The organism is Streptomyces sp. NPDC101490, from assembly GCF_044767145.1.
Lineage (GTDB): Bacteria > Actinomycetota > Actinomycetes > Streptomycetales > Streptomycetaceae > Streptomyces.
Genome location: NZ_JBIWNI010000019.1, coordinates 111,623 through 131,022 on the forward strand (window position 1 = coordinate 111,623; position 19,400 = coordinate 131,022).

Here is a 19,400-nt window from a genome sequence, read left to right on the forward strand (position 1 = left end):
GCGGGGCGCAACTAACAACTCCCGGGGGGGCTCCTGCGACCCCACCACGGCCCCCGCCGCCGGGGGGGGGCCCGGGGGGGGGCCCGGCGGGGGGGGGGCCGGGCCCCCGCCCCTTCGCCTTCGCGGCGGTGTCAGTTCACGCCGCCCATGAGCGCCTTGACCTTCTTCCGGTACATGAAGATCGCGACACCGGCGAGCGCGGCCAGGACACCCTGGCTGGCGAACCACGCCTGACTGTCCGTCGGGGCACCGATGAGCTGGAGCAGTGCGATCACGGAGTCACCCGCCGTCACGGCGAGGAACCACACGCCCATCATCTGGGAGCTGTACTTGACCGGGGCGAGCTTCGTCGTGAGCGACAGGCCGACGGGCGAGAGGCACAGTTCACCGACGGTCTGGATGAAGTAGACGCTGACGAGCCACATCGGGGAGACCTTGGTGTCGCCCGACGCCATGCCCTGGGCGATCATCATGACGCCGAACGAGCCACCGATGAGGACGAGGGCCGCAGCGAACTTCGAGAGCGTGCTCGGCTCCTTGTTCCGCTTGAAGAGCGCGACCCACAGCATCGCGAAGAGCGGTGCGAGCGCCATCACGAACAGCGGGTTCAGCGACTGGAACCAGCTCTCCGGGAAGTCGAAGCCGAACAGCGTGGACTGCGTGCTGTTCTTCGCGAAGAGCGAGAGCGTCGAGCCGGTCTGGTCGTAGATGCCCCAGAAGATGGCAGCGGCCACGAAGAACCAGACGTAGCCGGACATGCGGCCCTGCTCGATCGGGGTGAGCTCCTTGTCCCGCTTGATCCGGAACAGGTACCAGGCGGGCAGCACCAGACCGAGGACGGTCAGCGGCCACAGGGCCCAGTTGATGGTGAAGAGGCCCGCGAGCCCGACGATGGCGTAGGCGGCGCCGGCGACGCCCAGCCAGACCAGGGCCTTCCGGATCACGGTGGAGCGCTCGACGGGGCTCAGCGGGGCCGGGACCTCGCTCGACTTCTCGCTGAGGTGGCGGGAGCCGATGAAGAAGAAGAGCAGACCGAGGGCCATGCCGACGCCGGCCATGGCGAAGCCGAGGTGCCAGTTGACCTGCTGGCCGACCCAGCCGATGGTCAGCGGAGCGACGAAGGCACCCAGGTTGATGCCCATGTAGAAGATCGTGAAGCCGCCGTCGCGCCGGGGGTCGTTCTTGTCCGGGTAGAGGTGGCCGACCATCGTGGAGATGTTCGCCTTGAGGACACCGGAACCGGCCGCGATCAGCGCGAGACCGATGAAGAAGGACGCCTGGGCGGGGACGGCCAGCAGGAAGTGGCCGGCCATGATGACCACGCCCGCGACGGCCACGGCCTTCCGCGCGCCCCATACGCGGTCGCCGAGCCAGCCACCCGGCAGGGCGAGAAGGTAGACCATCGCGTTGTAGACCGAGTAGATCGCGACGGCGGTCGCGTCCTTCATCCCGAACCCGCCGTCGGCCACGTTCGTGGCCAGGTACAGCACGAGGAGGGCGCGCATGCCGTAGAAGCTGTAGCGCTCCCACATCTCGGTCATGAAGAGGAAGGCCAAGCCCATCGGGTGGCCGAGGAACGTCTTCTCGGAACCAGGGGTTCCGGTCGAAGCCGTCTTCAGGCTGGACGCCATGTCGATCCTTGCTCTGTCGGGACGCGCGCCTTGTGAGCGTGGTGCGCCCGGTGGGGGAGGCCGGCACCGGTGGCGCCGCGGGCGGCCCCACCGGGATCCACGCCCCGGGAGACGCGTCGTCGCGTCCCGGAACCCGGCCCACAGGTCATTCACTGTCCTCCAAGGTGCGGCAGGGCCGACCTCACGCAGAAGAGGACCTTGGCTCATGAAACTGGCCAAAGGTCCCCGTGTACCGCTACAGACGTCTCGCCACCATACGACATGACACTGTCGGATATGGAAGGACTTGAGAGATGGATCACAGGTCCTGATGCAACCGAACGGGAACATTCGAAGGTCTCGCGCGCGACCACCACAAGATCCGCAGGCGTTCCACGGGCCCGGCCGATCACGCCCCGGCCGGGCACCCGCGCCGACTACCATCACCCCATGACCCGTGTACTGCTCGCCGAGGACGACGCATCCATCTCGGAACCGCTGGCCCGCGCCCTGCGGAGAGAGGGGTACGAGGTCGAGGTCCGCGAGGACGGTCCGAGCGCCCTCGACGCCGGACTCCAGGGCGGCGTCGACCTGGTCGTGCTCGACCTCGGACTGCCCGGCATGGACGGACTGGAAGTCGCCCGGCGGCTGCGCGCCGAGGGCCACACGGTCCCGATCCTGGTGCTCACCGCGCGCGCCGACGAGGTCGACACCGTCGTCGGGCTCGACGCGGGCGCCGACGACTACGTCACCAAGCCCTTCCGGCTCGCCGAACTCCTCGCCCGGGTCCGGGCCCTGCTGCGGCGCGGCGCCACCGAGCCCGCCGTCGCCCCCTCGACCCACGGCGTCCGCATCGACGTCGAGTCGCACCGCGCCTGGATGGGCGACGAGGAGCTCCAGCTCACCGCCAAGGAGTTCGACCTGCTCCGGGTCCTGGTCCGGGACGCGGGCCGGGTCGTCACCCGCGACCAGCTGATGCGCGAGGTCTGGGACACCACCTGGTGGTCCTCCACCAAGACCCTCGACATGCACATCTCCTGGCTCCGCAAGAAGCTCGGCGACGACGCGGCGAACCCGCGCTACATCGCCACCGTCCGGGGCGTCGGCTTCCGCTTCGAGAAGAGCTGACCCGCCCGCCAGGGTCCGGCCCGGGAAGGGCCGGACCGTCGGGGGCCCGTACGGGAACGGCCGGACCGGCAGGGTCCGCCGCCCGGGGGCCCGGACCCGGACCCGGAAAGAGCTGACACCGCACCGTGCGCCGCCGTCTCATCAACTCCACGCTCGCCGTGGTGCTCGTCGTCATCGCCGTCTTCGGCGTCTCCCTGGTGATCGTGGAGACCCGGACCATCACCAGCAGCGCCCAGGAGAGCGTCGACTCGGAGGCCCTGCGGATCGTCTCCATCGTCGACAGCCGGCTGATCGGCGGCGAACCGGTCAACCCCGACATCCTCGCCGAGCAGAGCGGCGCCAAGCGGTACGCCGTCATCGACATCCCCGGCCGCTCCCCCATCGAGATCGGCACCCGCCCCAGGGGCGACGTCCTCAAGGGCTTCGCGGAGGGCGAGCGCGGCGAGACCGTCACCGTCGAGGAGTCCCGCTCCGCCGTCACCGCCGAGGTCGGCCGGACCCTCATGATCATCGGCGCGGTGGCGCTGCTCGCCGTCATCGCCGCCGTCCTGCTCGCCGTACGGCAGGCCGACAAACTGGCCTCCCCGCTCACCGACCTCGCGGAGACCGCCGAACGCCTCGGCTCCGGCGACCCCCGCCCCCGCCACAAGCGGTACGGGGTCCCCGAACTCGACCGGGTCGCCGACGTCCTCGACGCCTCCGCCGAACGCATCGCCCGGATGCTCACCGCCGAACGCAGACTCGCCGCCGACGCCTCCCACCAGCTCCGCACCCCCCTCACCGCGCTCTCCATGCGCCTGGAGGAGGTCGCGCTCGCCGACGACCTGGGCACCGTCAAGGAGGAGGCGACGATCGCGCTCACCCAGGTCGAGCGGCTCACCGACGTCGTCGAACGGCTGCTCACCAACTCCCGGGACCCCCGGACGGGCTCCGCCGTCGCCTTCGACCTCGACGAGGTCGTCAAACAGCAGATCGAGGAGTGGCGGCCCGCCTACCGCAGCGCCGGACGGGCCATCGTCCACTCGGGCAAGCAGGGGATGCGGGCGGTCGGCACCCCCGGCGCCGTCGCCCAGGTCCTCGCCGCCCTCATCGAGAACTCCCTCATGCACGGCGGCGGCACGGTCGCCCTGCGGACCCGGGTCACCGGAAACCAGTCGGTGATCGAGGTCACCGACGAGGGCCCCGGTGTCCCCGCCGACCTCGGCGCGCGGATCTTCGAGCGGGCGGTCAGCGGCCGCAGCTCCACCGGCATCGGACTGGCCGTGGCCCGGGACCTGGCGGAGGCGGACGGCGGCCGTCTGGAACTCCTCCAGCAGCAGCCGCCGGTCTTCGCGCTCTTCCTGAGCCGCGAGGTCCGGAGCGTCTCCGACACCCCCAGGGAACGGCCCGTACGGTGACCGACGGGCGGTCCGTACGGTGACGGGGCCGGGGTCCGTACGGTGACGGGCGGCCCCACCGGAAGGCCCGAGCGGGGTCCGGAGGGGCCGGAAAGAAGTCCGTGGAAGTCCGTCAGACCCGGTCGGGCTGGCGGCGGCTCGCCTGCCGCGGGGCGTGCTCCAGGAACGATTCGGCGGTCTGCACCGCCTCCTTCGCGGGCAGCGCGCGGAACACCCAGGTGCGGTACGACCAGAAGCGGAACAGGGTCGCCACACCGATGCCGAAGAACTTGAAGAAGTTGCTCTGGAGCGACGAGTCCCAGCCGAAGCCGTACGTCGCCGTGTACAGCAGCCCGTTCTGGATCACCAGACCGATCAGGCTGAAGACGAGGAAGAGCGACATCTCCTTGGTGCGGCTGCTCTTGTCCCGGTCCCGGTAGGTGAAGTACCGGAAGCCGACGTAGTTGAACGCGATGGCGACCACGGTGGCCACGACGCTCGCCCGGACCACCTGCAGGTCCGAGTAGTGGCGCAGGAGATTGAACACCCCGAGGTCGACCAGGACCCCGACGGCACCCACGGCACCGAACTTGGCGACCTCCCGGGCGAGCCGGTCGAGTCGCGTGCGCAGCGCGCCGGGTTCACTCATGGTGATGGCTCTGTCCCGTCCGTTCGGGTGGCGTCCGGTTGACGTCAACCCGACCATGCTAACCAGCGCTCCCGTCACCCGCCCGTGTACCTCGGAAACCACGGGAGAACCCCCTCCCCGCCCGCCCTTCGTTGTGCCAAAGCACAGCCGGACGAGTGTTCCCCGATGGTGCGGATACCCTAAGGGGGTGACGTTCCCGGTAGTCGGTATGGTCGGTGGCGGTCAGCTCGCCCGTATGACCCACGAGGCGGGCATCCCCCTCGGCATCAAGTTCAAGCTCCTCAGCGACACCCCGCAGGACTCGGCGGCCCAGGTGGTGAGCGAGGTCGTCATCGGCGACTACCGCGACCTGGACACGCTGCGTGACTTCGCGCGCGGCTGTGACGTGATCACCTTCGATCACGAGCACGTCCCCACGGAGCACCTGAGGGCCCTCGAAGCGGACGGCGTTCCCGTCCGCCCCGGGCCCGACGCGCTGGTGCACGCCCAGGACAAGGGGGTGATGCGCGCCCGGCTCGACGAGATCGGCGCCCCCAGCCCCCGGCACCGCATCGTGACGGACCCCGAGGACGCGGCGGCCTTCGCCGCCGAGACCGGGGGCTATCCGATCATCCTCAAGACCGTGCGCGGTGGGTACGACGGCAAGGGCGTCTGGTTCGTCCGCGCCCCCGAGGACGCCCACGAGCCGTTCCGCGCGGGCGTCCCCGTCCTCGCCGAGGAGAAGGTCGACTTCGTCCGCGAGCTCGCCGCCAACATCGTGCGCTCCCCGCACGGGCAGGCCGTCGCCTACCCGGTCGTCGAGTCCCGCCAGGTCGACGGCGTCTGCGACACCGTGATCGCCCCCGCCCCCGACCTCGACGAGCGGCTCGGCGGACAGGCGCAGGAGCTGGCGCTGCGGATCGCCGCGGAACTGGGCGTCGTCGGCCACCTGGCCGTCGAGCTGTTCCAGACCGCGGACGGCCGCATCCTCGTCAACGAGCTGGCGATGCGCCCGCACAACTCCGGGCACTGGACCCAGGACGGCGCGATCACCTCCCAGTTCGCCAACCACGTCCGTGCGGTCCTCGACCTGCCGCTCGGCGACCCGCGCCCGCGCGCCCCGTGGACCGTGATGTGCAACGTCCTGGGCGGCGACTACCCGGACATGTACTCCGCGTACCTCCACTGCATGGCCAGGGACCCGCAGCTCAAGATCCACATGTACGGCAAGGACGTGAAGCCCGGCCGTAAGGTGGGCCACGTCAACACCTACGGCGACGACCTGGACGACGTGCTGGAGCGCGCCCGCCACGCCGCCGGATACCTGCGAGGAACGATCACCGAGTGAGCAGCACGAGCAGTGTCCCCGCCCCCGTCGTCGGCATCGTCATGGGCTCCGACTCCGACTGGCCCGTCATGGAGGCCGCGGCGCAGGCCCTCGACGAGTTCGGCGTCCCCTACGAGGTCGACGTCGTCTCCGCGCACCGGATGCCCCGCGAGATGATCGCGTACGGCGAGGAGGCCGCCGGGCGCGGCCTCAAGGCGATCGTCGCGGGCGCGGGCGGCGCCGCTCACCTGCCGGGGATGCTGGCCTCCGTCACCCCGCTGCCCGTCATCGGCGTGCCGGTGCCGCTGAAGTACCTCGACGGCATGGACTCGCTGCTCTCCATCGTGCAGATGCCCGCGGGCGTCCCCGTCGCCACCGTCTCCGTCGCGGGCGCCCGCAACGCGGGCCTGCTCGCCGTCCGGATGCTCGCCGCGCACGACCCCGCGCTGCTCGACCGGATGCGCGGCTTCCAGCGGGAGCTGAACGAGCAGGCCACCGAGAAGGGCAAGACGCTGCGGGCCAGGGTCGAGGGCGCCGAGTCCTTCGGGTTCGCCCGATGAGCGCCGCCGACCGCCTCGAAGAGGCCCGCGCGCTGCTCGCCGACCACCCCGTCGCCGACGGCCACAACGACCTGCCGTGGGCGCTGCGCGAGCACGTGCGCTACGACCTGGACCGGATGGACATCGGCGCCGACCAGAGCGGCGCGCTCCACACCGACCTGGCCCGGCTGCGGGCCGGGGGCGTCGGCGCCCAGTTCTGGTCGGTGTACGTGCCCTGCCGTCTCGCCGGGGACGACGCCGTCAGCGCCACCCTGGAGCAGATCGACATCGTCGACCAGCTCCTGGAGCGGTACGCGGCCGACCTCGCCCCCGCCCGTACGGCGGACGACATGGAGGCGGCCCGCGCACAGGGCCGCATCGCCTCTCTGAAGGGCGCCGAGGGCGGCCACTCGATCAACAACTCGCTGGGCACCCTGCGCGCGCTGCACGCCCTGGGCGTGCGGTACATGACGCTCACCCACAACGACAACAACGACTGGGCGGACTCGGCGACCGACGTGCCCCGCGTCGGCGGTCTCTCCGCCTTCGGCCGGCAGGTCGTCCGCGAGATGAACCGCTGCGGGATGCTCGTCGACCTCTCGCACGTGGCCGCCACGACCATGCGGGACGCGCTGGACGCCTCGGTGGCGCCGGTGATCTTCTCGCACTCCTCGGCGCTCGCGGTCTGCGACCACCCGAGGAACGTGCCGGACGACGTCCTGGAGCGGCTGCCCGCCAACGGCGGCGTCGCCATGGCCACCTTCGTGCCCAAGTTCATCCTCCCGGCGGCCGTCGCGTGGACCGCCCGCGCCGACGAGAACCTGCGGGCGCACGGCCTCGACCACCTCGACACCACCGAGCGGGCGATGGCGCTGCACCGCGCCTTCGAGGAGGCGGACCCGCGCCCGGTCGCCACCGCCGCCACGGTCGCCGACCACCTCGACCACATGCGCGAGGCCGCGGGCATCGACCACATCGGCATCGGCGGCGACTACGACGGGACGGCCTTCACCCCGGCCGGACTCGACGACGTCGCCGGATACCCGAACCTGGTCGCGGAGCTGCTGCACCGGGGCTGGTCGCACCCGGACCTCGCCAAGCTGACCTGGTCCAACGCGGTCCGCGCGCTCCGGGACGCGGAGGCCGTCTCGCGCGATCTGCGGGCCCGTACGGCCCCGTCGAACGCGACGCTCGCCTCCCTGGACACCCTGGTCCCGCAAGGCGCCTGACGGGCCGTACGGTCGTCCCGCCTCACCCGGACGGCTCAGTCCGCCGCGCTCCCCCGGGGGCCCGGTGGCACGGTGGACGGTACTGCCCCGCCGCACATGGCGGGGCGGTACTGCATCACCGAGTTCGGAGTACGCCATGGCGGAACTGCTAGACGCCCACGCCCCCCTCTCCACCGTTCCCGCCACCGGCGGCGAGCCCCAGGCTCCCGAGCCGCCCCCACCGCCCGACGAGACCAGCCGGGCCCGCGCCCTGCTGGCCGCCCAGCCCGTCACCGAGGGGCACACCGAGCTGCCCCGGTCCCTCGACCCGGAGGACCTGCCGCCCGTCCGCGCGGCGGAGGCCGGAGCCCAGTTCTGGTCGCTGCGGGTGGACGGCGACGACGGGGTCGTCGGGACCCTGCGGCGCATCGACGCGGTCCGCGCGCTCGTCGCCGCCTGCCCCGAGGACCTGCGCCTGGCGCACACCACCTCCGAGATGGCCCACGCCCGCAACTGCGGCCGGGTCGCCGCCCTGCTCGGGCCGGTCGGCTGGAACGCGCTCGGCGGCTCGGCCGCGACCCTGCGGGCCTATCACGCCCTGGGCGTACGGGCCGTCGGCCTCACCCGCTACGACCGCTTCGCCCACGGCGCGGTACGGGAGATGAACCGCATCGGCCTGGCCGTGGACCTGTCGGGCGCCGACCAGGACACGCTCCGCCGGGTCCTCGCGGTCACCCGCGCCCCCGCGCTGCTGACCCGGGCGGCCCCGGAGGGCCTCGCCGACGACGTCCTCGGCCTCCTCGGCGAGAACGGCGCGGTCTGCATGGTCACCGTGACCGGTGATCCGGCCGCCGTCGCGGACGTCCTCGACCGGGTGCGGGCCCTGGCCGGTCCGCACTGCGCGGGCCTCTCCGGCACCACCGCCCCGGCCGTCGGCTACGTCCCGCTCTTCGCGGAGCTGCTCCGCCGGGGCTGGCCCGCCCAGGAACTGGTGGGGCTCGCCCACGCCAACGTCACCCGGGCGCTGCGCGAGACGGAGTTCCTGTCCCGGACGAACCGCATCCGGCCCGCGGCGGCCTGACCGTACGACGGGAGGAGGGGGGGGGGGGCGGCCGCCCCCCCCCCCCCCCCGCCGCGGCGGGGGGGGGGGGCGCGGGGGGGCCCCCCCCCCGCCCGCCCCGCCCGCCCCCCCCCCCCGCGCGGCGGGCCGCGCGGGGCGGCCGGCGGGGCGGCCGGCCCCCCCCCCCCCCCCCCGGCCCGGGGGCCCCCCCCCCCCGGGGGGGGGGGGGGGGGGGGCGCCCCCCCCCCCCCCCCTCCTCCCGTCGGCTCGTCGTCTCAGGCGCGCGGGCGGCCCATCGCCCGGTACGTCCAGCCGGCCGCCCGCCAGCGCTCGGCGTCCAGCGCGTTGCGGCCGTCCAGGATCACCGGGGAGGCGACCACTCCGGCCAGCTCCGCCGGGTCGAGCTCGCGGAACTCGCGCCACTCGGTCAGGTGCAGCACCACGTCCGCGCCGCGCACGGCCTCCCGCGCCGAGTCCGCGTACCCCAGGGTCGGGAAGACACGGCGGGCGTTGTCCATGCCCTTGGGGTCGTAGACGGTGACCTGGCCGCCCTGGAGGTGTATCTGTCCGGCGACGTTCAGCGCGGGGGAGTCGCGGACGTCGTCCGAGTCGGGCTTGAAGGTGGCGCCGAGGACGGCGACCCGGCGGCCCAGGAAGGAGTTCCCGCCGAGGACCTCGCGGGTCATCTCGACCATCTGGCCGCGCCGCCGCATGTTGATGGAGTCGATCTCGCGCAGGAAGGTCAGCGCCTGGTCGGCGCCCAGCTCTCCGGCGCGGGCCATGAACGCCCGGATGTCCTTGGGGAGGCAGCCGCCGCCGAAGCCGATGCCCGCGCGGAGGAACTTGGCCCCGATGCGGTCGTCGTGGCCGATGGCCTCGGCGAGCCGGACCACGTCACCGCCCGCCGCCTCGCAGACCTCGGCCATCGCGTTGATGAAGGAGATCTTGGTGGCGAGGAAGGAGTTCGCGGCCGTCTTCACCAGTTCGGCGGTCGGGAAGTCGGTGACGACGAACGGGGAGCCCGCGCCGACCGGGACGGCGTACACCTCGCGCAGCAGCTTCTCGGCCCGCTCGCCGCGGACACCGACCACGACCCGGTCCGGGCGCAGGGTGTCCTGGACGGCGAAGCCCTCCCGCAGGAACTCCGGGTTCCAGGCCAGTTCGACGCCCTCGGGGAGGACGTCCGCGAGCCGTTCGGCCGAGCCGACGGGCACGGTGGACTTGCCGACGACCAGGGCCCCTTCGCGGACGACCGCGGCGAGGGAGGTGAAGGCGGCGTCGACGTAGCTCATGTCACAGGCGTACTCGCCGTGCTTCTGCGGGGTGTTCACACAGACGAAGTGCACGTCGCCGAAGGCGCCGACCTCCTCCCAGGAGGTGGTGAAGCGGAGCCGCCCGGTCGAGCCCTCGATGCCGACGACGTGCTTCGCGAGGAGCTCCTCCAGGCCCGGTTCGTACATCGGGACCCGGCCGGTGGAGAGCAGTTCGATCTTCTCGGGGACGACGTCGAGTCCCAGCACGTCGAAGCCCAGCTCCGCCATGGCCGCGGCGTGGGTGGCGCCGAGGTAGCCGGTGCCGATCACGGTGATCTTGAGGGCCATGCGGTTCTCCAGGGAAGATCGGGCGAATGCCTGCCCGAGCATAGTCCTGCCCCGGTCGGGACTCCCGGCGCGGCCTGCCCTTCGACCTGATCGACGACGGTCGGCAGGGCCGGGGGCGGGCGGCCACGGCCCGCGGCCTCCTGCGGGCCGGGACGCGCGAGAAGGGCGCCCCCGGCGGGAGGCGCCCTTCTCGTACGTACGGGGGAGGGTCAGCGGTTCGACTCGACCGTGACCTTCTGGTCGTTCTTGATCTGCTCGACGAGCTGCTTCACCTTCGGCATGTCCCACTTCAGGGAGCCCTGCGGCGCGCTGCCCGCGATCGGCATGTTCATCGACTTCCCGTCGCCGCTGTTGATGCCCTTCATCGCGAAGAACATCTGGGCGAGGTCGTACAGCGACATGTCCTTGTCCACGATCAGCGTGTCCAGACCGGCGCCGAGCGTCGGGTACAGCGCGAACGGGTTGAGGATCGTGCCCGGCGTCGCCGCCTGGTTGGCCAGCGCGGAGAGGAACTTCTGCTGGTTCTTCGTCCGCTGGAGGTCCGACTCGGCGAAGGCGTACCGGGTCCGGACGAAGGCCAGCGCCTGCTCGCCGTCGAGGGTCTGGGTGCCCGCCTGGAAGTCGGCGCCGGACTTCTTGTCCTTGAAGCCCTTCTCGATGTTCAGCTCGACGCCGCCGAGCGCGTCCACGATGTTCGCGAAGCCCGCGAAGCCGATCTCGGCGTAGTGGTCGATGCGCAGCCCGGTGTTGAACTCGACTGTCCGCACCAGCAGTTCGGGGCCGTCCATCGCGTAGGCGGCGTTCAGCTTGGAGCCGCCGCGCGCCGGGAACGACTTGCCCGACTCGGAGCCGACGAAGTTCGGGATCGTCACCCAGGAGTCACGGGGCAGCGAGACCATCGTGTTCCCGCTGGAGCAGGCCGCGAGGATCATCATCGAGTCGGTCCGCTTGCCCTCGGCGGAGCCGGTGTGCAGCTTCTTCTTCTCCTCGGCGGACATGCCCTCGCGGCTGTCCGAACCGACGATCAGATACGTCGTGCAGTCGCCCTCGGCGGGCCGCTCGATGACCTTGGAGAGGTCCACCTCGTTGCGCATCCGCGAGCTGGCCCAGGCATAGGTGCCGACGCCCCAGACGAGGACGCCCACGACCAGGACGATCGAACCGATCTTGATCCGCTTGCGCCAGTCCGGGGCGGGCCGCCCGGGACGGCCGCCGCCGGGGCCAGGCGTGTACTGCGGGGGCACACCGCCGGGGCCGCCGCCCTGGGGACCACCGCCCTGCCGGCCGCCTCCCTGAGGACCGCCGTAGACCTGGCCCGAGCTGTAGCCGGAGTCGTAGCCGGTGCCCTGCGCCTGGGTGAAGCTCGGGTTGTAGCCCTGGTCGGGATTCTGACGACGCCCCTGGCCCTGACCCTGACCCTGGCCTTGGCCGTAGCCCTGATCACGGCCCTGGCCGCCGTAGCCCTGGCCCTGGCCTTGGCCGTAGCCCTGGTCGGGGCGCGGCGGCTGCTGCGGCATCTGCGGTCGCCGCACATGGCTCATCCGGCGCGGTCCCTCGGGCTGGGGGGTCGCGCCGCCGCGGCCGTAGCCGCCGTTTTCGGGCCAGTCATTCATGCGGACCAGTGTGCCGGTGCGGACTTCACCGGCGACAGGCCGGGTGGAGGATAGGACCGGTGCTGTTGCCAAGCTGATGCAAACCCGACCGAACGGCGACGGACGACGAGCCCGGCATATGGTGGAGGGCATGACAGATCAGGGCGATATCCCGGGCAAGCCCACCTCCGCCTCCCGCACCACCCTCAGCCACATCATGACCAGCCACGACACCAACCTCCTCGGTACGGTGCACGGCGGCGTGATCATGAAGCTGGTGGACGACGCGGCGGGCGCTGTCGCGGGCCGTCACTCCGGCGGCCCGGCCGTCACCGCCTCGATGGACGAGATGGTCTTCCTGGAGCCCGTCAGGGTCGGCGATCTGCTGCATGTGAAGGCCCAGGTCAACTGGACCGGCCGGTCCTCGATGGAGGTCGGCGTCCGGGTCCTGGCCGAGCGCTGGAACGAGTCCACGCCCGCCACCCAGGTCGGCTCCGCGTACCTGGTCTTCGCGGCCGTCGACGCGGACGGCAAGCCCCGTCCCGTTCCCCAGGTGGTCCCGGAGACCGAGCGGGACAAGCGGCGCAACCAGGAGGCCCAGATCCGCCGCACCCACCGCCTCGCCCGCCGCCAGGCGATCAAGGAACTCCGCGAGCGCCGCGCGGCGGACGGCTACACGGACTGACACCCCGGCCGGACGGGACCCGCACCTCCGCCCCGGCCCTCGGACCCAGTACGCCGGACCCCGTAGGTCCGCCCCGTGCGCCCGCCCCGGGCTCCGGACGGCCCTTACGGGTACATCCCCAGGGACAGTCCCTTACGGGCGTGCCCCCTACGGCAGGACCCCCACGGGCACGCCCGTACGGCCGAGCCCCTACGGGCACACCACCCGGTCCCCCGTGACCGCCTCGAACGGGCCCGTGCGGCCCGTCTCCTCCGCCCGTACCGCCGTCACCCCCTTGTAGTCCGCGCCCACCGTCACCCGCAGCGTCCCGCCGCGCCCCGGGACCGGCCGCAGCTCCGCGCCCGGCAGGGCCGCCGCCAGGGACTTCGCCGAACGGTCCCAGCGGGGGTCGTACTCGACGAGCGTCCGTGCCTGCTCCCGCCCCGCACCCGTCAGCGGGGTCCGGGTGGTGTCGAAGCCGGTGCCGCGCAGGGCGTCGTCCACCTTCCGGCCGAGCCCGTCGGTCCGGGTGCCGTTGTAGACCTGCACCCGGATCGTGCGCGGCGCCACGTCCACCACGACCGCCGCCGGGGCCTTCGCCGAGGTCGCGGGGCGCGCCGGGGCCAGCGGCCGGTCCTCCCGGAGCGACTGGAACAGCTTCTGCGCCCGGGCCGCGTCCCACTTCACCGTGGAGCCGATCCCCTTCACCGGGAAGCTCATGTCGCCGATCGGCACGGACACGAACTCCGACGAGGCCGGAGTGAAGCCGTGCATCGCCTTGGCGAGCGCGAGCAGCTGGTCCGTGCCGAACTCCTCGTCCGCCCGGACCGAGCTGAGCATGGTCGTCGCCACCTCCCGGAACCGCACCGGGTTGAGCAGCACCCCGCCGCTGCTCATCCGCTCGATCAGGGCCGCCATGAAGCGCTGCTGCCGCTGCATCCGCCCGATGTCGGCGGCGCCGTCGATGTGCCGGGAGCGCACGTACTGGAGGGCCTGGCCGCCGTTCAGCTCATGGGTGCCGGCGGGCAGGTCGAGCCCGGTGTTCGCGTCCTTCAGCGGCCGGCTCGTGCAGATCTGCACCCCGCCGACCGCGTCCACGGTCCGCATGAAGCTGGCGAAGTCCAGCTCCAGATAGTGGTCGATCTTGACGCCGGTCATCGACTCGACGGTCCGCACGGTCAGCCCGGGACCGCCCTCCGCGTACGCCGCGTTCAGCTTCACCGGATGCGCGTGGTGCTTCTTCCCCGAGGTCAGATCGGTGTGCTCGGGCATCTCGGCGTACGAGTCGCGGGGCAGGCTCACCACGCTCGCCCGCTCGCGGTCCTCCGAGATGTGCACCAGCATCACCGTGTCGGTGCAGTGGCAGGGCGCGCCGCCGAGCCGGTACCGCGTCCGTTCCTCCGGGGTGATCCGGTCCCGTCCGTCGGTGCCGACGACGAGCACGTTCATCCCGTGCCCGCCCTGCGGCCTGTTCTTCATGTCCTTGAAGGGGTCGACCCGGGTGATCCCGGTGTCGAGCCCGGTCACCACGGCGTGGCCGATGCCGCCCGCCAGGAGGACCGTGACGGAGAGCGCCGTCGCCATCCGCATCCCCCACCGGGGGCGCCCGCGCCTCCGCCGACGGACCGGCACGGTTCGGGCGGCGGGCCGTGGACGGGGTGTGCGGGGCGGTGTGGACACGGACGGACACCTCCGCGGGCGGGACCTGGGAACCGGAAGAACGGTAGGCCCATACGATCAGAGCAGGGGAGCGCCACCCGTGCGGGCGCGCCCGGTGTCCCCCGTTCGCGGTAACGTGGCGGCAAACCACCGTCTTACCGGGGGGCGACCCCCGAACTCCGAGGAACCATGCTGCCCCCCGTCTCCGTGATCATGCCGGTCCTCAACGAGGAGCGGTACCTGCGCACCTCGGTTCGCCACATCCTGGAGCAGGAGTACGACGGCGAGATGGAGGTGGTGATCGCGCTCGGGCCGTCCACGGACCGCACCGACGAGATCGCCGCCGAGCTCGTCCGCGAAACCGCTTCGGACGGGCGTCGTGTCCAGACGGTGCCGAACCCCACCGGCCGCACACCCGCCGCGCTCAACGCGGCGATCCAGGCGTCCCACCACCCGATCGTGGTACGCGTCGACGGCCACGGGATGCTCTCCCCCAACTACATCTCGACCGCCGTCCGGCTCCTGGAGGAGACCGGCGCGCAGAACGTCGGCGGGGTGATGCACGCCGAGGGCGAGAACGCCTGGGAGGACGCGGTCGCCGCCGCGATGACCTCGAAGATCGGCGTCGGCAACGCGGCCTTCCACACGGGCGGCGAGGCCGGGCCCGCCGAGACCGTGTATCTGGGGGTGTTCCGCCGCGAGGCCCTCGAACAGCAGGGCGGCTACAACGTGGAGTTCATCCGCGCCCAGGACTGGGAGCTGAACTTCCGCATCCGCGAGGCCGGGGGCCTGATCTGGTTCTCGCCGGAGCTGCGCGTCCAGTACCGCCCCCGCCCCTCGGTGCGGGCCCTGGCCAAGCAGTACAAGGACTACGGGCGGTGGCGCCATGTGGTGGCCCGCTACCACCAGGGTTCCATCAACCTCCGCTACCTGGCCCCGCCGGTGGCCGTCTGCGCCATCGCCGCGGGCCTGGTCGTGGGCGCCGTCCTCACCCCGCTCGGCTTCCTCGTCCCGGCCGGCTACCTCGCCGCGATCACGGCGGGCTCGCTCCCGGCGGGCAAGGGCCTGCCGCTCAAGGCCCGGCTGCGGATCCCGGTGGCGCTGGCGACCATGCACATGTCCTGGGGCTACGGCTTCCTGACGAGCCCCCGGTCGCTGGCGAGGAAGGTCATCGCGAGCCGCCGCCCGGCGGTGCGCACCGGCGAGACCGAAGCGGTCTGACCCTCCGGCACCTCCCGGGCGCGACGGCTCCGGTGCGACCGGGGCCGGGCGTCCCCGGCACCGCCCGCGCATGACGGCCCCGGTGCGGCCCGGTGCGACCGCTTCGGTGAGACCGGGTGCGACCGTCCCGGCGCGACCGGGCCGCAGGGTCTCCCGTACGACCCGGGCGCGACGCGCCACGCACGACGGCCGGGCCCCTCCGAGGGGCCCGGCCGTCGTGCGTGTGCGGGGGAGCGGGTCAGCTCTTCCCGTCCCAGCGGTAGACCGAGTAGATGTCCATGCAGGTCGTCTTGTCGTCGGCGCCCTCGGGCAGGTCGCCCGCCTTCGCCGCCGGGGCCTTGTAGCGGGAGCCCTCGTGCCAGTCCGCGCCGACGACGAGGGTGATGCCCTCCGTCTTCGCGTCGGCCCTGACCTTGGCCTCGGGGATGCCGAGGGCCTTCGCCACGGAGACGGCGTTCGCCTTGCCCTGGTCGCCGCCGGACTTCGGGTAGAGGACGACGGTGTCCTCACGGGGCTGCTGCTCCGTGGTGGCCGCGGCCAGCGTGAAGCCCTTCCCCGCCAGTGCCCCGGCGATGTCCTTGGCGCGGCCCTCGACGGCCGCCCCGCCGGTGCCCGCGGTGCCGTTGGAGACCGTGACCGCGAGGGAACCGGGGTCCTCCGCGACGGCCTTCGGCTTCGCGGACGCGGTCGGCCCGGTCTTCGTCCCGGTAGCCTTGCCGTTCTTGTCGAAGGCGATGTCGTCACGGAGCATCGACCACATCTTGTCGGCCGCCGACTCGATCATGACGACCTTGTTCCGGTTCTGGGACCACTCGGCGGTCGGGACCGTCGCCGTCGTCAGCCGGTTCATCTTCACGTTCTTGAGCTGCATCGACAGGTCGAACAGCTTCTTCACGGACTTCAGCTCGTCGGAGACCTGGAGCGCCTTGGTGGCGGTCTCGGCGAGGCCCATCAGCTGGCCGGTGTCGCTCCAGGCGTCCTGCTTCTGGAGCTTGCCCACCATGCCGTTGAGGTACATGTGCTGGGCCTTGGCCCGGTTCTGGTCGCTGCCGAAGGCGTGCCGGGTGCGGAGCCACTGGAGGGCCTGCTTGCCCTGGACCTCGGTGGTCCCGGCGGGCAGCTTGAGACCGGAGCCGCCCTTCACCATGCGGGTCGGCTTGTCGTGGACACCGGTCTTCACGCAGACGGGGACACCGCCGACCTCGTCGGCCATCGCCACCACACCCGCGAAGTCGATCATCATCCAGTGGTCGATGTAGATCCCGGTGATCTTCTCCCAGGTGGTGAGGGTGCAGCCGGGACCGCCGCGCGCCAGCGTCTCGTTGATGGGCGAGCTGGTGGTCGCCGGGTAGGTCGTGGCGCCGTCCTTGCACTCCGGTATGGGCACGATCGTGTCGCGCGGTATGGAGACGATGGAGGCGTTCTGCCGGTCCGCCGAGACGTGCAGCAGCATCTGCACATCGGCCAGCGGCTTGCTGTCCCGCAGGTCCTTGCCGCCGCCGAGCGCCACGTTCTTGGCGTCGGCGCGGCTGTCGGAGCCGATGAGCAGGATGTTCAGGGGAGTGTCGCCCAGCGCGTTCGGCGTGGCCTTCTTGACGCCGCTCTCGCCGCCCGCGCGGCTGCCGCCGCGGATGTTGCTGTTCAGGTGCTCGTAGTACAGGTATCCGGCGCCGGCCGTGCCGAGTATCAGCACCGACATCGTGATCGCCACCCAGCGCAGCGCCTTGCGCTTGCCCGCCTTCTTGGCGCGCCGGGAGCCGCCGCGCCGATGGCCGGACCGGCCGCCGCTCGCGCCGCCGCCCGTGCCGCCGCCCGCCGCGCCGCGTCGGCGCTCGGCACGCGTCGGGCCGGAGGCACCCGCCTCCTCGGACACGTCGCCCGCGCCGGTGGCTCCACCGGCGTCGTGCGGTTCGTCGTCCCAGCCCTGTTCACGAGCGCGCGGAACGCTGTCCCGCGTTCCCTCCCCGCGCACGCTGTTCTGTCCCACCCCAGGTCCCCTCGTCAGTCAGGCGCGCGCCGAGCCCCGGTGTTTCCGGGTCACTTGGCGCACACCTGCTTGTCAGCTTCTACCTTCACGACGTCCGGTGCCTTCACCGGGCCGTTGACGGGCACCCCCGCGCCCTTGAAGTCGGCGCCGAGGACGAGCGTCATGGGCTCGCGCGGCGCGGCGTCCTGCGGGCCAGGCTTGAGTGCCGTGGCCGGTAGACCCATCATGTCCGCGAGCTTGCGGGCCTGATCGGCCTGGTTCGGTGCGTAGGCGAGCGTGGTCCGCGCGGCCTTCTCCGGAGCGTTGCTCCGGTTCGTGGAGCGGTTCACGCCCTGCTCGTTCTGCAGCCAGTTGATGGTCGACTGGGCCGCGCCCCGCACCCCGCTGCCGTTGTAGACGTCGACCCGTACGTCGACGGCCTCGGCGCGGGTGCCCTGGAGGAGTTTCGCCTGGGCCTGCGCCTGGGCGTTCTTGGTGTCCTGGGCCTTCTTCTTCACCTCGGTCAGCGAGACGTCGTTCTGGAGCGCGGCGAAGAGTTCCGGTGCCTGCGTCGGGTGCGGCACCACGGTGATGGGCTTGGGCTCGTCCGGGTTGTCGATCACCGGGAGCGTCGCGAACGAGATGTTCTTGGTGTCGATCCCGGAGAGTTCCCCGGCCATGTCCTGGAGCTTGGAGAGGGAACCTATGCCCTTGTCGACGGTGAGCGCGTTGGTCGCCGCCTGGGCGAGGCCGTACAGCTTCGTCGGGCTGGTGAGCGTCTCGCTCGACTTCAGCTGCCGGATCATGGAGCTGAGGAACTGCTGCTGGATCTTGATCCGGTCCAGGTCGCTCTTGTTGCCGAAGCTGGAGCGGGTGCGGACGAAGGCGAGGGCCTGCTCGCCCTGGACGACCGACTCCCCGGCGGGCAGCTTCAGATGCGACTTCGGGTCGTCGACCGGCTTCTCGACGCAGACCTTCACACCGCCGACGGCCGTGGTCAGTTCCTTGACGGCGTTGAAGTCGACCATCATGAAGTGGTCGACGGTCAGCCCGGTCAGCTCCTTGACCGTGCGCATGGTGCAGCCCGGGTCGCGGCCGTCCTGGCCGAGGCTCACGTTGAAGCGGGCCTTCTCCTGGCCGGGGATCGTCAGGATCTTCCCGTCGGGCTGCCGGCTCTCGCACTCGGGGATCGTCGTCATCAGGTCGCGCGGGATGGACAGCGCCGTGGCGTTCGTCCGGTCCTTGGAGACATGGAAGAGGATCGTGGTGTCCGCGTGGCCGGGGCTGTCGTTGTCGCCGTAGCCCGCGTTGCCCTCGCCGGTCCGCTTGTCCGTGCCGATGACCAGGACGTTGAAGGCCTCGCCCTTGCGAAAGCCCTTGCTCTCGGCGCCGACGGGGTCGATGACGGAGATGTTGCCGTCGAGCTTCTGGTAGATCAGATACGCGCCGGTGCCCCCGCCCACCAGGACGAAGGCCATCGCGCCGCCGGTCCACAGCAGCACCTTCTTCTTGCGGGCCCCGCCCCCCTTGGGTCTGCGGCGGCTCGCGGGCGGCTGCTGGCCGCCCCCGCCCTGCTCGCCCACCCGGCGGCGGCGCTGTCCGGGCACGGGTGCGGCGGCCGGGGTTTCGACGGGTGGCCCGGCGGGCACGGATCCGGTGGATCTGTGCGTCGTGGCGGGCGCCTGGGACTGCCCAGCGGAGTGGTCCAGTCGCAGTTCGTAGTTGCCCGTTCGCGGGTTGAGGACCCACTGGTCGGCGGGATCGATGTCGTCCGCCCGTCCACGGCTGTGCGCGTCCACGGTTCCTCGAGTCCTCCGTCGG

At 72.0% G+C, this 19,400-nt stretch carries 15 protein-coding genes; 8 read left to right on the forward strand and 7 right to left on the reverse strand.

Annotated features, from left to right (window positions below; translation table 11 throughout):
• Positions 1-131 precede the first annotated feature (131 nt).
• Positions 132-1,631: a peptide MFS transporter gene (locus ACIRQY_RS27550; protein WP_403930341.1), complete on the reverse strand. Its 1,500-nt coding sequence runs from the start codon at positions 1,629-1,631 to the stop codon at positions 132-134.
• A 429-nt stretch (positions 1,632-2,060) separates the two neighbouring features.
• Here ACIRQY_RS27550 and ACIRQY_RS27555 point away from each other — a divergent pair, with 429 nt between their 5' ends.
• Together ACIRQY_RS27555 and ACIRQY_RS27560 are read left to right on the forward strand one after the other, a co-directional pair.
• Entirely contained in the window at positions 2,061-2,738 is a 678-nt protein-coding gene (locus ACIRQY_RS27555) for a response regulator transcription factor (protein ID WP_351791578.1), read from the forward strand.
• A gap of 125 nt (positions 2,739-2,863) precedes the next feature.
• Positions 2,864-4,135, forward strand: coding sequence for an ATP-binding protein (locus tag ACIRQY_RS27560; RefSeq protein WP_351791581.1), 1,272 nt, complete (start codon positions 2,864-2,866; stop codon positions 4,133-4,135).
• 112 nt (positions 4,136-4,247) lie between these two features.
• Here ACIRQY_RS27560 and ACIRQY_RS27565 read toward each other — a convergent pair whose 3' ends face one another.
• The gene (locus ACIRQY_RS27565) at positions 4,248-4,763 is read right to left on the reverse strand and encodes a GtrA family protein (RefSeq protein ID WP_351791583.1); all 516 of its coding nucleotides are present in this window, start codon (positions 4,761-4,763) and stop codon (positions 4,248-4,250) included.
• Between the two features lie 187 nt (positions 4,764-4,950).
• On the opposite strand from ACIRQY_RS27565, the gene ACIRQY_RS27570 reads away from it, so the two are divergent.
• The 4 genes from ACIRQY_RS27570 to ACIRQY_RS27585 all read left to right on the forward strand — a co-directional run bounded on the left by ACIRQY_RS27570 (position 4,951) and on the right by ACIRQY_RS27585 (position 8,897).
• A complete protein-coding gene (locus tag ACIRQY_RS27570) occupies positions 4,951-6,090 on the forward strand; it encodes a 5-(carboxyamino)imidazole ribonucleotide synthase (RefSeq protein WP_351791586.1) in 1,140 nt (379 codons plus the stop codon).
• Between the two features lie 41 nt (positions 6,091-6,131).
• Positions 6,132-6,629, forward strand: a complete 498-nt coding sequence (gene purE, locus ACIRQY_RS27575) for a 5-(carboxyamino)imidazole ribonucleotide mutase (RefSeq protein ID WP_403930394.1) — start codon at positions 6,132-6,134, stop codon at positions 6,627-6,629.
• Positions 6,626-7,837: a dipeptidase gene (locus ACIRQY_RS27580; protein WP_351791588.1), complete on the forward strand. Its 1,212-nt coding sequence runs from the start codon at positions 6,626-6,628 to the stop codon at positions 7,835-7,837. Before purE ends, ACIRQY_RS27580 begins: the two co-directional genes overlap by 4 nt.
• Before the next feature lie 136 nt (positions 7,838-7,973).
• Positions 7,974-8,897 carry a membrane dipeptidase gene (locus ACIRQY_RS27585; RefSeq protein WP_403930344.1) on the forward strand — a complete coding sequence of 308 codons (924 nt, stop codon included), beginning with the start codon at positions 7,974-7,976 and terminating at the stop codon, positions 8,895-8,897.
• A gap of 254 nt (positions 8,898-9,151) precedes the next feature.
• On the opposite strand, the gene ACIRQY_RS27590 is transcribed toward ACIRQY_RS27585, so the two are convergent.
• Together ACIRQY_RS27590 and ACIRQY_RS27595 are read right to left on the reverse strand one after the other, a co-directional pair.
• Entirely contained in the window at positions 9,152-10,477 is a 1,326-nt protein-coding gene (locus tag ACIRQY_RS27590; RefSeq protein ID WP_351791592.1) for a UDP-glucose/GDP-mannose dehydrogenase family protein, read from the reverse strand.
• 209 nt (positions 10,478-10,686) lie between these two features.
• Entirely contained in the window at positions 10,687-12,090 is a 1,404-nt protein-coding gene (locus tag ACIRQY_RS27595; RefSeq protein WP_403930346.1) for an LCP family protein, read from the reverse strand.
• 130 nt (positions 12,091-12,220) lie between these two features.
• Between ACIRQY_RS27595 and ACIRQY_RS27600 the strand changes: the two genes are divergently transcribed.
• Positions 12,221-12,754, forward strand: coding sequence for an acyl-CoA thioesterase (locus ACIRQY_RS27600; protein WP_351791598.1), 534 nt, complete (start codon positions 12,221-12,223; stop codon positions 12,752-12,754).
• Between the two features lie 189 nt (positions 12,755-12,943).
• On the opposite strand, the gene ACIRQY_RS27605 is transcribed toward ACIRQY_RS27600, so the two are convergent.
• Positions 12,944-14,323: an LCP family protein gene (locus tag ACIRQY_RS27605; protein ID WP_403930349.1), complete on the reverse strand. Its 1,380-nt coding sequence runs from the start codon at positions 14,321-14,323 to the stop codon at positions 12,944-12,946.
• Positions 14,324-14,581: 258 nt separating this feature from the next.
• Here ACIRQY_RS27605 and ACIRQY_RS27610 point away from each other — a divergent pair, with 258 nt between their 5' ends.
• Positions 14,582-15,613 carry a glycosyltransferase family 2 protein gene (locus tag ACIRQY_RS27610; RefSeq protein WP_403930350.1) on the forward strand — a complete coding sequence of 344 codons (1,032 nt, stop codon included), beginning with the start codon at positions 14,582-14,584 and terminating at the stop codon, positions 15,611-15,613.
• A gap of 238 nt (positions 15,614-15,851) precedes the next feature.
• Here the strand turns inward: ACIRQY_RS27610 and ACIRQY_RS27615 are convergent, their stop codons facing one another.
• Together ACIRQY_RS27615 and ACIRQY_RS27620 are read right to left on the reverse strand one after the other, a co-directional pair.
• Positions 15,852-17,312 carry an LCP family protein gene (locus ACIRQY_RS27615; RefSeq protein ID WP_403930396.1) on the reverse strand — a complete coding sequence of 487 codons (1,461 nt, stop codon included), beginning with the start codon at positions 17,310-17,312 and terminating at the stop codon, positions 15,852-15,854.
• Positions 17,313-17,650: 338 nt separating this feature from the next.
• Positions 17,651-19,378: an LCP family protein gene (locus tag ACIRQY_RS27620; RefSeq protein WP_403930351.1), complete on the reverse strand. Its 1,728-nt coding sequence runs from the start codon at positions 19,376-19,378 to the stop codon at positions 17,651-17,653.
• Positions 19,379-19,400: the final 22 nt, after the last annotated feature.